Source organism: Luteimonas sp. YGD11-2 (assembly GCF_004118975.1).
GTDB classification, from domain to species: Bacteria; Pseudomonadota; Gammaproteobacteria; order Xanthomonadales; family Xanthomonadaceae; genus Luteimonas; species Luteimonas muca.
On the sequence record NZ_CP035376.1, the window covers coordinates 2,111,283 to 2,125,097 of the forward strand.

Here is a 13,815-nt window from a genome sequence, read left to right on the forward strand (position 1 = left end):
CCGCCCGCCTCAGCGGCACAGCGCGATCAGCTCCTCGAGCGGCATCGGGTGGCCCAGCCAGTAACCCTGGGCGAAATCGCAACCGCGCTCACGCAGCAGATCGGCCTGGGCCTCGGTCTCCACGCCCTCGGCCACCACGGTCATTCCCAGCGAATGCGCCATCGCGATGATCGCCGTGGTCAACGCTAGGTCGTCCGGATTGCGCGACGCTTCGGCAATGAAGCTGCGGTCGATCTTGACGCCGTCGATGGGCACGCGGCGCAGGTGGCTCAGGCCGGAGAATCCGGTGCCGAAGTCGTCCAGCCACACCTTCACCCCGCGCCCGCGCAGCCGCCCGAGCAGCCCGCTGACGCGCAACTCGTCGCCGATCACCGCGGTCTCGGTCAGCTCCAGGTGCAGCAGCGCCGGCGGGTGGCCGGTGTCGGCGAGGATCTCCTCCACCTGCGCGGCGAAATCGCCGCCACGCAGTTGCCGTGGCGACACGTTGACCGCGAGGAACAGTCCGTCGGGCTGCCCGCACGCCTCGCGCCAGCGCACCGCATCGCGGCAGGCGGTGCGCAGCACCTGCGGCCCGATCGTCTCGATCAGCCCGCCCTGCTCGGCCACTTCGATGAACACCGACGGCGCGACCATGCCGTGCGCCGGGTGCTGCCAGCGCAGCAGCACCTCGGCGCCGACCAGCCGGTTGGCGCCGAGGTCGAACACCGGCTGGTAGGCCAGCGACAGCTCGCCGCGGTCCCAGGCGCCGCGCAGGTCCTGCTCCAGGCGCACCCGGCGTTCCACCGCCTGGTCCATCGCGCGGCTGTAGAAGCGGTAGCAGTTCTTGCCGGCGACCTTGGCCTGGTACATCGCGATGTCGCCGTTCTTCATCAGCGACGTGGCGCCGCTGGCGTCGTCCGGGAACAGGGTGATGCCCACCGAGATGCCGAGGTGCACCGGCCGTCCACGGACCATGATCGGCCGCGCCAGCTCCTCGACCAGCACGCCGGCCAGCAGCGACGCGGTCTCGCGCAGGTGCCCGGCGCGTTCGTCGCCCTCGAGCAGGATGACGAACTCGTCGCCGCCGAACCGCGACAGCGTGGCGCCACCGCCGAAGCGTTGGACGGTGTCGCGGATGCGCTCGGAGAACTGCACCAGCACCTCGTCGCCGGCGTCGTGGCCGAGGGTGTCGTTGACGCGCTTGAAGTCGTCGATGTCGGCGAACAGCAGCGCCAGCGCACGCGCGGCGCCGCCGGACTCGATCAGGCGCTGGTCGAGCACTTCGCGGAATGCCAGCCGGTTGGACAACCCGGTCAGCGCATCGGTGTAGGCCATCCGGCGGACGTCGCGGTCGTGCCGGCGGACGCTCTCGCTCATGCGCCGGAACGCGCGCACGAGGTCGCCGATCTCGTCGCGGCGCCGGCTGTCGGCGACGTCGACATTGAAGTTGCCGGCCTCGATCTCGCGCGCATAGCCGGCCAGCTGGCGGATCGGCCGCACCAGCGCGCGCTGGGCGAGCAGGCTCAGCAACACGCCGAGCGTCACCAGCGCCGCCAGCGACAGCGCGACCCCCTGCAGGTGGCGGCCGCTGATCTCCTCCAGCGAGCGGCTGAGGATCTCGTTGGCCGCCTCCTCGTCGGCAGCCACGTTGCGCAGCGAATAGCCCACGCGCAGGCCGCCCAGGCGTTCGCCGCCCAGCGCGATCGGCACCGCGATGTCGAGCACGTCCTCGTCGGACTGCACCACCGGCGCACGCGCGGCCAGCGCGGCTGCGGCGAACGGGTCGTCCATCGCCTGGCCGAAGCTCATGATGTCCGGCGAGCCGTCGTGCAGCACATCGCCGGTGGGCGTGTAGACCACCACATAGCTCACGTCCGGCTGCCTGCGGATGGTCGCCAGGATCTGCCCGATCGCCTCGAGGTCGAAGTAGTACAGCGGATTGACCAGGCTCTCGGCGACGCGCTCGACGGTGGCGCGCCCCTGTTCGGCCAGCCGCGTGTGCACCAGTGCGTGCATCGAGCCGCGGCTGTGGGCGAGCATCTCGCGCTGCATCGCACCCTGGCGCTGCAGGATCAGGCCGACCACCACCAGGGTGATCACCGTGGCCACCAGGATCACCGTGATCAGGCGCGCGTGCAGGCCGTAGCGCAGGCTCACTCGACCTCCTCCACCACGCGTGCCACCGCCCGGCGCAGGTAGTCGAGCCCGGCCTCGTTGCGCGGATCGAGCGCGATGAAACGCGTGGTGCCGAAGAAATGGTCCAGCGCCTCGCGGGCGGCCGGGTCCGCGGCGGCCTCCAGCAGCACCTCGCGCAGCCGCGCGGCGACCGCAGGCTCGAGATCGCCACGCACCATCTCCAGCGCACGCGGGAATTCGCCGGTCTCGTGGATGATGCGCAGGTCGGGGCGGAAACTCGGCGACATCGTGGTCGGGCGCGCCCAGTCCAGGCTGCTCATCGCGCCCGCATCCACCAGCCCCTTGTGCACCCAGATGGCGATGTTGCTTTCCGATCGCCCGAACACGAAGCCCACGCTGCCGGGCGCACCGTCGTCGGTGGGCGTGGGCAGCATCTCCATCGCCAGGCCACGATCGAGCAGCTCCATCGCCGGCACGAAGTAGGCGCTGGTGGAGGCGCGGCTCTGCAGTGCGATGCTGCGGCCGCGCAGGTCCTCCAGCCGGGTGATCCCACTGTCGGTGCGGGCGAAGAACACGGTGTGATAGCGGCTGACGCCGTTGCGCTCGGCCAGCAGCAGCGCCCGTGCGCCGGCCTTGCGCTCCAGCAGCATCGCGCTGCCGGCGGTTTCGGTGAACCAGTCGACGCGCCCGCGGCGCAGGTAGCTCGCCATCTGCGCGGCATCGCGCGCCATCAGGATGCGGCCGCCGGTGATGCCGACGTCGCGCATCCGCGGCACCACGTAGTCGAGCAGCGGGCGCAGCTGTTCGTAGTGCTGGCGCGGGTCATCGCTGACGCGACCCAGCACCAGCTCGCGCGCCTGCGCGGCGGCGGTGAACGCCAGCAGCAACATGAGGGCAAGCCCGCAGATCGGGCGAGGGACCATACGTCGTGCTGCGGGCAAGTTGGGCTCGGACGTGCGTGCGGGTGGCGCCAGCCTAGCCGATGCCCTCGGGGCCGACAACGCGCCGACGACGGCGCCGCGCGTGCGTCAGTCGCGGTCCCCGCGGGCCGCCGCCAGCCGTGCCATGCGCTGGGCATCGGCGAGCACTCCGCGCAGCAGCCGGACCTCGCGTTCGTCGGGCTGCGCACGCAGGAACAACCGCCTGAGCTTGTGCATCGCGGCGTCGGGCGTGCGCCCCTTGTGGAAGTCGATCGCATCCAGCGTTTCCGCCAGCTGGCCGAAGAAGCCTTCCATCTGCGCGTGGCTGGCCGGCGGCTCGCGATGCCCGAGCGGCGACAGCGCGGCTTCACCGGCGCGATCCGCCAGCATCGCGATGCGCAGCTCGTACGCCAGCACCTGCACCGCCTGGGCGAGGTTGAGCGAGCTGTACTCCGGGTTGGCCGGGATGTGCACGGCGGCGTGGCACAGCTGCAGCTCGTGGTTCTCGAGCCCGGTGCGCTCGCGGCCGAACACCAGCGCGATCGCGCCATCGGCGGCCTGCACCAGCGCCTGTGCCGCGGCTTCGCGCGGAGCGAACTGGGCCAGCGCGATGCGGCGGTCGCGCGCGGTGCAACCGGCAACCCAGCGGCAGTCCGCTACCGCATCGGCAAGGGTGTCGTGCAGCGTCGCGGCTGCCAGCACGTCGTCGGCGCCCGCTGCCATCGCATCGGCATCGGCATGCGGAAAGCGCAGCGGCGCCACCAGCGCCAGTCGCGACAGACCCATCGTTTTCATCGCCCGCGCGGCGGCGCCGATGTTGCCGGGATGCTGCGTGCCGACCAGCACGATGCGGATGCGTTCAGTTGCGGTGACGGCGGAATCCATGGGGCCAATGGTAAACTGCGCGACCGGCCACGACGCCGGCACGTTCTTTTTCCCTGTCGATCCCCACCGCGCCCGGAGCCGTCCGCGATGCTACAACCTGCTGTCAACATCATGGTCAAGGCGGCGCGCGCCGGCGGTAACGTGCTGCTGCGCCACATGCACCGGCTCGATGCCCTCAACGTGGTGGAGAAGGACCGCCTCGACTACGCCAGCGAAGTCGACGGCCTGGCCGAAGAGGCCATCGTCAAGGAACTGCGCCGCGCCCACCCCGACTACGCCATCCTCGGCGAGGAAGGCGGCGCGCAGAAGGGCCGCGGCGGCAACAACCGCTACACCTGGGTGATCGATCCGCTCGACGGCACCAGCAACTACCTGCGCGGCCTGCCCCACTGGTGCGTGTCGATCGCGCTGGTGGAGAACGGCGAGCCGCTGCACGCGGTGATCTTCGACCCGCTGCGCAACGAGCTGTTCACCGCGAGTCGCGGCTCCGGTACCCAGCTCAACGAGCGCCGCGTGCGCGTCGCCGAGCGCCGTGAACTTGCCGGGGCGATGCTCGCCACCGGATTCGCGCCGCGCGAGCGCGCGCGTGCAGGCGCGCAGCTGGAATGCATCCGCGAGCTGCTGCGCGACGCCGAGGACATCCGCCGCGGCGGTTCCGCGGCCCTCGATCTTGCCTACACCGCGGTGGGCCGCGTGGACGGTTACTTCGAGGCCGGGGTGAAGCCCTGGGATATCGCCGCCGGCGTCCTGCTGGTGCGCGAGGCCGGCGGCCGCGTGTCCGACTTCAAGGGCGCCCCCACCGGCCCGATGGACGCCCGCGGTACCGCCAGCCGGCAGATCCTGGCCTCGAACGTGCGCCTGATCGAGCCGCTGCAGAAGGCCATCGTCGCCTCGGGTTATGCCGCCACCTTCGGGTTGACCAGCGCATCGAGCGCGGCGTCCGGCTGACCGGCCGCCCCTTCCAGCAGCGAAGACCGATACGAAAGATCGCGCCGAAGCGCGGTCTTTTTGTTGTTTGGTCCATCTCCCAGCATCGGGGGAGGTCGTACGGCTGAAGTGCCCCCGTGCGGCGCGGTGCCCGTCGTGCACACGAGCGGCGTTGTCCTCGGCCTTCACGTGGCGGCGGTGGCGTAAAGCCGGAGTGCCGGTGCTGGTGCCAGTCCGGAGTTGGGGTGCCGGGGAGGCGCTTTCGTTCTGGGCTGCGCCGCCCGTCGCGCGCACCGGGGGTGTGCTCCCCCGGCCGGAGTCCGCGTCCAGCTACCACGGCCGGCCGCCGGCCATCCATGGCCGGCTGGGAGCACACCCCCCCGGTGCACGCCACGGGCACAGGCATTCGCTGGCTCGGCACGGAAATCAACAGTGGTGGTGCAGGCGTCGCCTGCCGCTGACACGCCCGCCTCGTGCGTTCGGCAGTTCCGCTTGGAGGTCGGCAGGTGCGACATGGCCTCAACGCCGGTAGCGGCGGCAGCGGCGGCAATGGCGGCAATGGCGGTAGAAGCGGCAGGCCGAAAGTCGCCGCCACGACGGCTCTGGTTCTTCGCCGCTGAACTCTTCCGCAAACGCGACGACGGTTCGAAGCACGCCGCGGACGCAGGGGGATGTCCAGAGCCGGCCATGGATGGCCGGCGGCCGGATGTGGGAGCAGGACGCGGAGATATCCGGCTGGGCATCCCCCTGTGGCCGCGGCGGGCTGCCCGCGCCGCCGCCACCCGTGCTCCGGCTCCGGCTCCTGCTCCGGGTCGGCGCCTCGCTCGCAGACTTCGAGCTTGCTGGCTCAAGGCTCCGCTCTCGGACGGAACTCCCTCGACCGGCATAGGAACCAAAAAAAAGACCGCGCCGGAGCGCGGTCTCTTCATTTGGAGCCGACCACCAGTCAGGGCCGACGCGCGAGCGCCGCCTCGTCGCGCGCCTTGGGCAGCAGGTCCTGCTTGGTGACCCTGAGGAATCCGACGGTCAGCAGCGGGCAGGCCAGCAGGATCGACGACAGCGTGCCGACCACCGCACCACCCATCTGCGTCAACGCCAGCCCTTCCAGCGAGCCGCCGCCATACAGATACAGCGCGGCAACCGACAGGAAGAACACCGTCGAGGTGATGATCGTGCGCGAGAGCGTCTGGTTGATCGATCGGTTGAAGATCTCCAGCGGGTCGGCGCGCATGCTGCGGAAATTCTCGCGCACGCGGTCGAACACGATGATCTTGTCGTTGATCGAGAATCCCATCACCGACAGCAGGCCGGCCAGCACGGTGAGGTCGAATTCGCGCCCGGTCAGCGAGAAGAACGCCGCCACCACCAGCACGTCGAAGAGCGTGGTCGCGCTGGCCACCACCGCGAACTTCCACTCGAAGCGGAAGCCGATGTAAATGAGGAACCCGACGAGCACGAAGATCGCCGCCTCGACCGCACGTTCGGCGAGCTCGGCGGAAACCTGCGAACCGATCGACTCGCTGCTGAGCACGGCGGCCGGGTTGCCGGGCATGCTGGCGGTCTCGCGGACCTCCTGCACCAGGCCGGTGTTCTCGTCGACCGACAGCTGCTCACCCTCGGCCTGCAGGCGCACCAGCACGTCGGTGCCGGCACCGAAGGCCTGCACCTGCGCGTTGGCGTGCCCGCTGTCGGCCAGCCGCGAACGCACCGCCTCGATGTCGGCCGGCTGCTCGTAGCGCAGCGTGATGGCGGTACCGCCGGTGAAGTCCAGCGCGAAGTTGTAACCGTTGAGCGCGATGACCGCGATCGAGGACAGCAGCATCACGGCGCCGATCATGACCGCGACCAGGCGCACGCGCATGAAGTCGATGCGGGTGTCGTAGGGGATCAGCGAGAGCGGGAAGATTTTCATGGTCATGGTGTCCCGTCAGATCGCCAGGGTCTTCAGCTTCTTGCGGCGCGCGTAGATCAGCGTGGTGATGCCGCGGGTCACGGTGAGCGCGGTGAACATCGACGCGATGATGCCGACCACCAGGGTGATCGCGAAGCCGCGCAGCGGGCCGGTGCCGAAGGCGTAGAGCGCCACGCCGGCGAGGATGCCGGTCACGTTGGCGTCGAAGATCGATGTGGAGGCCTTGTCGTAACCGACCGCGATCGCCGCCCTGGGCGGCACCCCCAGCCGCAACTCCTCGCGTATGCGCTCGTTGATCAGCACGTTGGCGTCCACCGACAGACCGATCGAGAGTGCCAGGCCGGCGAAGCCGGGCAGCGTCATGGTGGCGCCGAAGATCGACATCACCGCCAGCACGATGACCAGGTTCAACAGCAGCGCGACCGAGGTGACCAGGCCGAACATGCGGTAGTACAGCATGAAGAACAACAGGGTGAACAGGAACGCGTAGGCCACCGCGGTGACGCCGCGCTCGACGTTCTCCTTGCCCAGGCTCGGGCCGATGATGCGTTCCTCGACGAAGTCCATCGGCGCCGCCAGCGAGCCGGAGCGCAGCAGGCGCGCGAGGTCGTCGGCTTCCTGCTTCTCCAGCCCGGTGGTCTGGAACTGGCGGCCGAACACCCCGTTGACGTTGGCCACCGAGATCACTTCCTCGCTGACCCGGAAGCTGCGCACTTCTTCGCCGTCGACCATGCGCACCTGCGGCACGCGCTCGACGTAGACCACCGCCATCGGCTTGCCGACGTTGGCGCTGGTGAAATCGAACATGCGCTTGCCGGCCGAGGCATTGAGGGTGACGCTCACCGCCGGCAGCCCGTTCTCGTCGTATGCGGACTGCGCGCTGACCATTTCCTCGCCGGTGGCGATGACGCGGCGGCTCAGCAGCACCGGGCCGCCGGTGCGGCGGTCGGTGTACAGGCGCGAGCCCGGCGGCACGATGCCGGTGCGCTGGGCCTCGACGGCATCGCCTTCGACCACCGCGTAATAGGCCAGCGTCGCGGTGGCGCCGATCATGCGCTTGGCCTCGGCGGTGTCCTGCACGCCGGGCAGCTGCACGACCACGCGGTCGGTGCCCTGGCGCTGGATCACCGGCTCGGACACGCCGATCTCGTCGATGCGGTTGCGCAGCGTGGTGATGTTCTGCTCGATGGCGTCGGCCGAGATCTGCTGCAGCTCGGACTCCGGCACGCGCACGGTGATGCGCGAACCGTCGACGTTGCGGACCAGCGTCGGCTGGTCGGCAGCCAGCAGGGTGTTGGCGCGCACGGCGTCGGCTTCGGACTCCAGCACCGCGACGATCGCGCCATCCGCGCGGCGGTCGACCGACTGGTAGCGGATGCGGTTGTCGCGCAGGATCGCGCGCGCTTCCTCGGCGTAGGCGTCCAGGCGCCGCTCCAGTGCGGCCTGCTGGTCGACCTGCATCACGAAGTGCACGCCGCCCTGGAGGTCGAGACCCAGCTGCATCGGCTTGGCGTTGAAGCGCGTCAGCCAGTCGGGCACCGTCGATGCGAGGTTGAGGGCGACCACGTAGTCCTCGCCCAGCGCGCTGCGCAGCGCGTCGGATGCGCGGGTCTGCGCGTCGAGGTCATCCAGGCGCACCAGCATGTTGCCGGCCTGCGCGTCGAGCTCGACTTCCTTCGCGTCCACCCCGGCATCGGCGAGCACGGATTCCACCCGGCCGCGCAGGGCCTCGTCCACCACCACGCCACGGGTGGCGTTGACCTGGACCGACGGGTCCTGCGGATAGATGTTGGGCAGCGCGTACAGCGTCGCCACGAACACCACGAGAAGGATGAGTGCGTATTTCCAGCGGGGAAATTCGAGCATTGCGGGTGCCGTATGTGGTCGAGGCAGGGCGTGCTGCTGCCCTCACCCCTTGCCCTCTCCGCGGACGGGGAGAGGGGGAGTGGGTGCCGTGCGGGTATGTCGTCCGGGACTGCGTCAGCCCCGGCAGGTCCTGCAGCGTCGGATCAGGCGGACTTCAGCGTGCCCTTGGGCAGCACGGTACCGATCGAACCCTTCTGCACGCGGATCTCGACGCCGTTGGAGATCTCCACGGTGACGAAGCTCTCGCCGATCGAGCGCACGGTGCCGGCGATGCCGCCGCCGGTGATGACCTCGTCGCCCACCGACAGCTTCTCCAGCATGTTGCGGTGTTCCTTCGCGCGCTTCATCTGCGGGCGGATCATCAGGAAGTACATGATCGCGATCAGGATGATCGGGAACATCAGCGTCGACAGCATGCTCGGCGCGGCCGGCGCCGGGGCGGCGGCGTAGGCGGGAGCGATCACGAAATCCAGCAGGTTCATCGTCGGGTCCGTAGGTTCGGCAAAACAGCGGGCGATTATGCCACGCGGCCGCATCCGGCGTGCCGGCCAGCCCCTGGGGGGCTCCGGTCAGCCGTGGCCGGCCGCCAGGCGTGCATGGAAGGACTCGCGGAAGGCCGCGAAGGTTCCCGCCTCGATCGCCGCACGCATGCCCGCCATCAGCTGCTGGTAGTGCCAGAGGTTGTGCAGGGTGCCGAGGATCGGGCCGAGCATCTCGTTGCAGCGGTCGAGGTGGCGCAGGTAGGCGCGGCTGTAGCCGCCGGCGCAGGCCGGGCAACCGCAACCTTCCTCGATCGGGCGCAGGTCGTGTTCGTATTTCGCATTGCGGATGCGCACCGCGCCGCTGGCGGTGAAGTAATGGCCGTTGCGCGCGTTGCGGGTGGGCATGACGCAATCGAACATGTCGACGCCGCGCGCCACCGCCTCGACAAGGTCCTCCGGGCGGCCGACGCCCATCAGGTAGCGCGGGCGGTCCCCGGGCAGCTGCGGGCAGGTGTGGTCGAGCATCGCGTTGCGCTCGTCCTCGGTTTCGCCGACGGCAAGCCCGCCGATCGCGTAGCCATCGAAACCGATCGCCTTGAGACCATCCGCCGAGCGGCTGCGCAGGTCGTGGTGAACCCCGCCCTGGACGATGCCGAACAGCGCCGCGTCGTTGCCCTCGTGGGCGCGCTTCGAGCGCTCCGCCCAGCGCAGCGACAGCTCCATCGATCGATCCACCACGTCCTTGTCGACCGGCCGACCATCGACCTGCACCGGCGGGCACTCGTCGAAGATCATCACGATGTCCGAACCCAGGACCTTCTGGATGTGCATCGACTCCTCCGGCCCGAGGAACACCTTCGAGCCGTCGGTGGGCGCGGCGAAGGTCACCCCCGCCTCGGTGATCCTGCGCTTGTGGGCCAGCGAGAACACCTGGAAGCCGCCGGAGTCGGTGAGGATCGGGCCATCCCAGCGTGCGAAGCCGTGCAGGCCGCCATGCGCCCCGATCACCTCGAGCCCGGGCCGCAGGTACAGGTGGAAGGTGTTGCCGAGGATGATTTCCGCGCCGAGGGCACGCACCTGGTCCGGCAGCATGCCCTTCACGGTGCCGTAGGTGCCGACCGGCATGAAGGCCGGGGTTTCCACCGTGCCGCGCGGGAAGGCGAGCCGGCCGCGGCGGGCGGCGCCATCGCGGGTGAGGAGGTCGAAGCGGAGTCGGGACATGGAACGGCACGGGGCGAGCGGCCGCGCATTGTAGACGCCACCGGCGCACCGGCCGGCCCGGTGCGTTCAGTCGCCGGTGATTAGCGGCGCGGTGTCCGCCTGCCCTGCGGACGGATACAGCAGCATCGCGTCGCCGTAGGAGAAGAAGCGGTAGCGCGTCCGCACCGCGTGTTCGTACGCGGCGAGGATGCGTTCGCGGCCACTGAAGGCCGAGACCAACATCAGCAGGGTGGATTCGGGGAGATGGAAGTTGGTGACCAGCGCATCGACGCTGCGGATGCGGTAGCCGGGATAGATGAAGATGCGCGTCTCGCCGGCAAAGGGCTGCAGCTCGCCTTCGGGCATCGCGCTCTCGAGCGCACGCACCACTGTCGTCCCCACCGCGATCACCCGCCCGCCGGCCGCGCGCGTGGCCTGCACCTGTGCGACCAGATCGGCGCCGACGTCGAGCCATTCGCTGTGCATCAGGTGCGCGTGGATGTCGTCGACACGCATCGGCTGGAAGGTGCCCGCGCCCACGTGCAGGGTGACGTGGCCGAAACCCACGCCGCGTGCGCGCAGGCGCTGCAGCAGCGCCTCGTCGAAATGCAGGCCGGCGGTGGGCGCGGCCACCGCGCCGGTGTTGCGCGCGAACACGGTCTGGTAGCGGGCGCTGTCGCCGGCGCCGGGCTGACGACGGATATAGGGTGGCAGCGGCAGCTGCCCCGCCCGCTCCAGCCATGCATCGAGCGCCCCATCCACGTCGAAGCGCAGCAGGTAGAACGCCCCTTCGCGGCCGAGCACCTCGGCCTCGCCGCCGCCCTCGAGAATGATGCGGGTGCCGGGGCGCGAGGGCTTGCTGGCACCCAGTTGTGCGCGCGCCTCGTTGCCGGGCAGCAGCCGCTCGATGAGGATCTCCACCCGCCCGCCGCTGGCCTTGTGTCCGAACACCCGCGCCGGAATCACCCGGGTGTCGTTGAACACCAGCAGGTCGCCCGGCTGCAACAGCTCGGGCAGATCGGCGATGCCGCGATCCTCGAACGCGCCCTCGCCCGGCGGCACCACCAGCAGCCGGCTGGCGGAGCGCTCGGCCAGCGGCGCCTGCGCGATCAGTTCCGGTGGCAGTTCGAAGTGGAAGTCGGACTTCTTCAAGGCGGGCACGGCGGGAAACAGGGCGTCATTGTAGGTGCGGGTGCGGGCGCACTCACGGGCTGGGGGCGCGCCGGTTCGTGCACGGCGCGCCGGGGTGACAGGCGGGTTGGTCCGGATGCGGGCAGCAGCTCACGTCGGCCGGCGCTGCAACTGACGTCGTGGCGTGCAGGCGCCCAGTGCCCTCACCCCACCACCCGCTAGCGCAGGTGGTTCCCCCCTCTCCCGCGAGCGGGAGAGCGGCGGTCGTGTCCCGCGCCTGCGGTGCGGGACTGCTCATCTTTCGAACTTGGCCGACAGCACGATCGACGAGGTGGTGCGCTCGACGCCGTCCAGTGCGCCGATGCGGTCGGTGAGCGCATCCATGTCCTCCACGCCCGGCGCCATCGCCAGCGCGACCAGGTCGAACGGCCCGCTGACCGAATGCAGGGCGCGCAGTTCCGGCATCGCGTGCAATGCATCCACCACCGCCGGCATCTGCTTCGGCGCCACGGTGATCATGATGTGGGCGCGGATATGGCCGCGCTCGGCCGCGCTGCCCATCCGCACGGTGTAGCCGGCGATCACGCCCTGGCGCTCCAGCCGCTCGATGCGGCTGTGCACCGTGGTCCGCGACATGCCGAGCCGTCGCGCGATCTCCGCCGTGGACGCACGGGCGTTCTCGCGCAGTACCGACAACAGGCCGCGGTCAGCCTCGGAAAGCTTCATATGTCACCGGGTTACGTCGATATGACGATGATCGCCTGATTTTCGTACAAATCCGGTCTGTCGATCGACGATCGAGTCGCCAATAATGAAGGTGACGTTCACGACAGGAGGCCGCCCATGGCCAGCATCACCCAGATCCTCGCCCCGCTGCGCGCGCATGGCGGCCATTGCCGCACCCCGGGCCTGGACGACGCCGTGCTCGCCCGCTTCGCGGAAGACGCAGGCCTGCAGCAGGCCGCGGTGAACGCGGTCGAGGCCTACCTGCGCATCCGCGAGGAGTTCTCCGACCTGCTCGACCTCGACGAGGACGCGCAGATCCAGGCCGTGCAGGCCGGCTTCGTGAATTTCTATCCCGTGGATGGCGTGAACCCGTACGTGGCGCTCGCCGCGCACGGCCCGTGGATCATCACCCTCAAGGGTGCGGTGATCCACGATTCCGGTGGCTACGGGATGCTCGGCCTCGGCCATACGCCGGAAGCGGTGCTGGACGCGATGGCCCGCCCGCAGACGATGGCCAACATCATGACGCCGAGCCTGGCGCAGCTGCGCTTCGAACGCGCGGTGCGCGCCGAGATCGGGCATACCCGTGGCGGCTGCCCGTTCGCGGCGTTCCTGTGCCTCAACTCCGGCTCCGAGTCGGTCGGCCTGGCGGCACGCATCGCCGACATCAACACCAAGCTGCAGACCGATCCCGGCGCGCGCCACGCCGGCGCCACCGTCAAGCGCATCGTGGTCAAGGGCAGCTTCCACGGCCGCACCGAACGCCCGGCGCTGTATTCCGACTCCACCCGCAAGACCTACCTGCAGCACCTGGCGAGCTTCCGTGGCGAGGACTCGCTGATCGCCGTCGAGCCGTACGATGCCGCCGCGCTGGAACAGGTGTTCGCCGACGCCGCCGCCAACGGCTGGTTCATCGAGGCGGTGTTCCTGGAGCCGGTGATGGGCGAAGGCGACCCGGGCCGTGCCCTGCCCCGCGATTTCTACGACACCGCGCGCCGCCTGACCCGCGAGCACGGCGGGCTGCTGCTGGTGGATTCCATCCAGGCCGGCCTGCGCGCGCACGGCGTGCTGTCGATCGTCGACTATCCCGGCTTCGGTGATGCCGACATCCCGGACATGGAGACCTATTCCAAGGCCCTCAACGCCGGCCAGTACCCGCTCTCGGTGCTGGCGGTGAACACGGCCTCGGCGGAGCTCTATCGCAGCGGCGTCTACGGCAACACCATGACCGCGAACCCGCGCGCGCTCGACGTCGCCAGCGCCATGCTCGGCGCGATCACCCCCGAGCTGCGCGCCAATATCCGCAATGCGGGCGAGCAGGCGGTGGCGAAGCTGGAGGCACTGAAGGAGGAGCTCGGCGGCCTGATCACCAGGGTCCAGGGCACCGGCCTGCTCTTCTCCTGCGAACTGGCGCCCGAGTTCAAGTGCTACGGCGCGGGTTCCACCGAGGAGTGGCTGCGCGAGCGCGGTATCGGCGTGATCCACGGCGGCGCCAACTCGCTGCGCTTCACCCCGCATTTCGCCATCGGCGACGACGAGCTCGATCTGCTGGTGTCGATGGTGGGCCGTGCTTTGCGCGAAGGCCCGCGCCGCAGCGGCGCCAGGGCAGCCTGACGCCCGTACGCCCGTCTCCCGCTACGCGGGAGACGGG

The 13,815-nt window shown here is 69.9% G+C and carries 11 protein-coding genes; 2 read left to right on the forward strand and 9 right to left on the reverse strand.

Annotated features, from left to right (window positions below; all coding sequences use genetic code 11):
- Window positions 1-9 precede the first annotated feature (9 nt).
- From ERL55_RS09525 to ERL55_RS09535, 3 genes are all read right to left on the reverse strand, one after another.
- Window positions 10-2,136: an EAL domain-containing protein gene (locus ERL55_RS09525; protein WP_164972170.1), complete on the reverse strand. Its 2,127-nt coding sequence runs from the start codon at window positions 2,134-2,136 to the stop codon at window positions 10-12.
- Window positions 2,133-3,038 (reverse strand): phosphate/phosphite/phosphonate ABC transporter substrate-binding protein, encoded by a 906-nt coding sequence (locus tag ERL55_RS09530; RefSeq protein WP_241685742.1) that lies wholly within the window; start codon window positions 3,036-3,038, stop codon window positions 2,133-2,135. The genes ERL55_RS09525 and ERL55_RS09530 overlap by 4 nt, the downstream gene beginning before the upstream one ends.
- Window positions 3,039-3,143: 105 nt before the next feature.
- On the reverse strand, window positions 3,144-3,920 hold the full coding sequence (locus ERL55_RS09535) for an RNA methyltransferase (RefSeq protein WP_129136212.1): 777 nt from the start codon (window positions 3,918-3,920) through the stop codon (window positions 3,144-3,146).
- 87 nt (window positions 3,921-4,007) lie between these two features.
- On the opposite strand from ERL55_RS09535, the gene ERL55_RS09540 reads away from it, so the two are divergent.
- Complete coding sequence (locus ERL55_RS09540; RefSeq protein ID WP_100322360.1) at window positions 4,008-4,868, forward strand: inositol monophosphatase family protein; 861 nt, start codon at window positions 4,008-4,010, stop codon at window positions 4,866-4,868.
- A 925-nt stretch (window positions 4,869-5,793) separates the two neighbouring features.
- Here the strand turns inward: ERL55_RS09540 and secF are convergent.
- The 6 genes from secF to ERL55_RS09570 all read right to left on the reverse strand — a co-directional run bounded on the left by secF (window position 5,794) and on the right by ERL55_RS09570 (window position 12,164).
- The gene (gene secF, locus ERL55_RS09545; RefSeq protein ID WP_129136213.1) at window positions 5,794-6,759 is read right to left on the reverse strand and encodes a protein translocase subunit SecF; all 966 of its coding nucleotides are present in this window, start codon (window positions 6,757-6,759) and stop codon (window positions 5,794-5,796) included.
- Window positions 6,760-6,774: 15 nt separating this feature from the next.
- Window positions 6,775-8,625: a protein translocase subunit SecD gene (secD, locus tag ERL55_RS09550; protein ID WP_129136214.1), complete on the reverse strand. Its 1,851-nt coding sequence runs from the start codon at window positions 8,623-8,625 to the stop codon at window positions 6,775-6,777.
- Between the two features lie 143 nt (window positions 8,626-8,768).
- Window positions 8,769-9,107 (reverse strand): preprotein translocase subunit YajC, encoded by a 339-nt coding sequence (gene yajC / locus ERL55_RS09555; protein WP_129136215.1) that lies wholly within the window; start codon window positions 9,105-9,107, stop codon window positions 8,769-8,771.
- A gap of 87 nt (window positions 9,108-9,194) precedes the next feature.
- Entirely contained in the window at window positions 9,195-10,328 is a 1,134-nt protein-coding gene (gene tgt / locus ERL55_RS09560; RefSeq protein WP_129136216.1) for a tRNA guanosine(34) transglycosylase Tgt, read from the reverse strand.
- Between the two features lie 66 nt (window positions 10,329-10,394).
- Window positions 10,395-11,459, reverse strand: a complete 1,065-nt coding sequence (gene queA, locus ERL55_RS09565) for a tRNA preQ1(34) S-adenosylmethionine ribosyltransferase-isomerase QueA (RefSeq protein ID WP_129136217.1) — start codon at window positions 11,457-11,459, stop codon at window positions 10,395-10,397.
- 273 nt (window positions 11,460-11,732) lie between these two features.
- Window positions 11,733-12,164: an Lrp/AsnC family transcriptional regulator gene (locus tag ERL55_RS09570; protein ID WP_129136218.1), complete on the reverse strand. Its 432-nt coding sequence runs from the start codon at window positions 12,162-12,164 to the stop codon at window positions 11,733-11,735.
- 117 nt (window positions 12,165-12,281) lie between these two features.
- Between ERL55_RS09570 and ERL55_RS09575 the strand changes: the two genes are divergently transcribed.
- A complete protein-coding gene (locus tag ERL55_RS09575; RefSeq protein ID WP_129136219.1) occupies window positions 12,282-13,778 on the forward strand; it encodes an aminotransferase class III-fold pyridoxal phosphate-dependent enzyme in 1,497 nt (498 codons plus the stop codon).
- Window positions 13,779-13,815 lie beyond the last annotated feature (37 nt).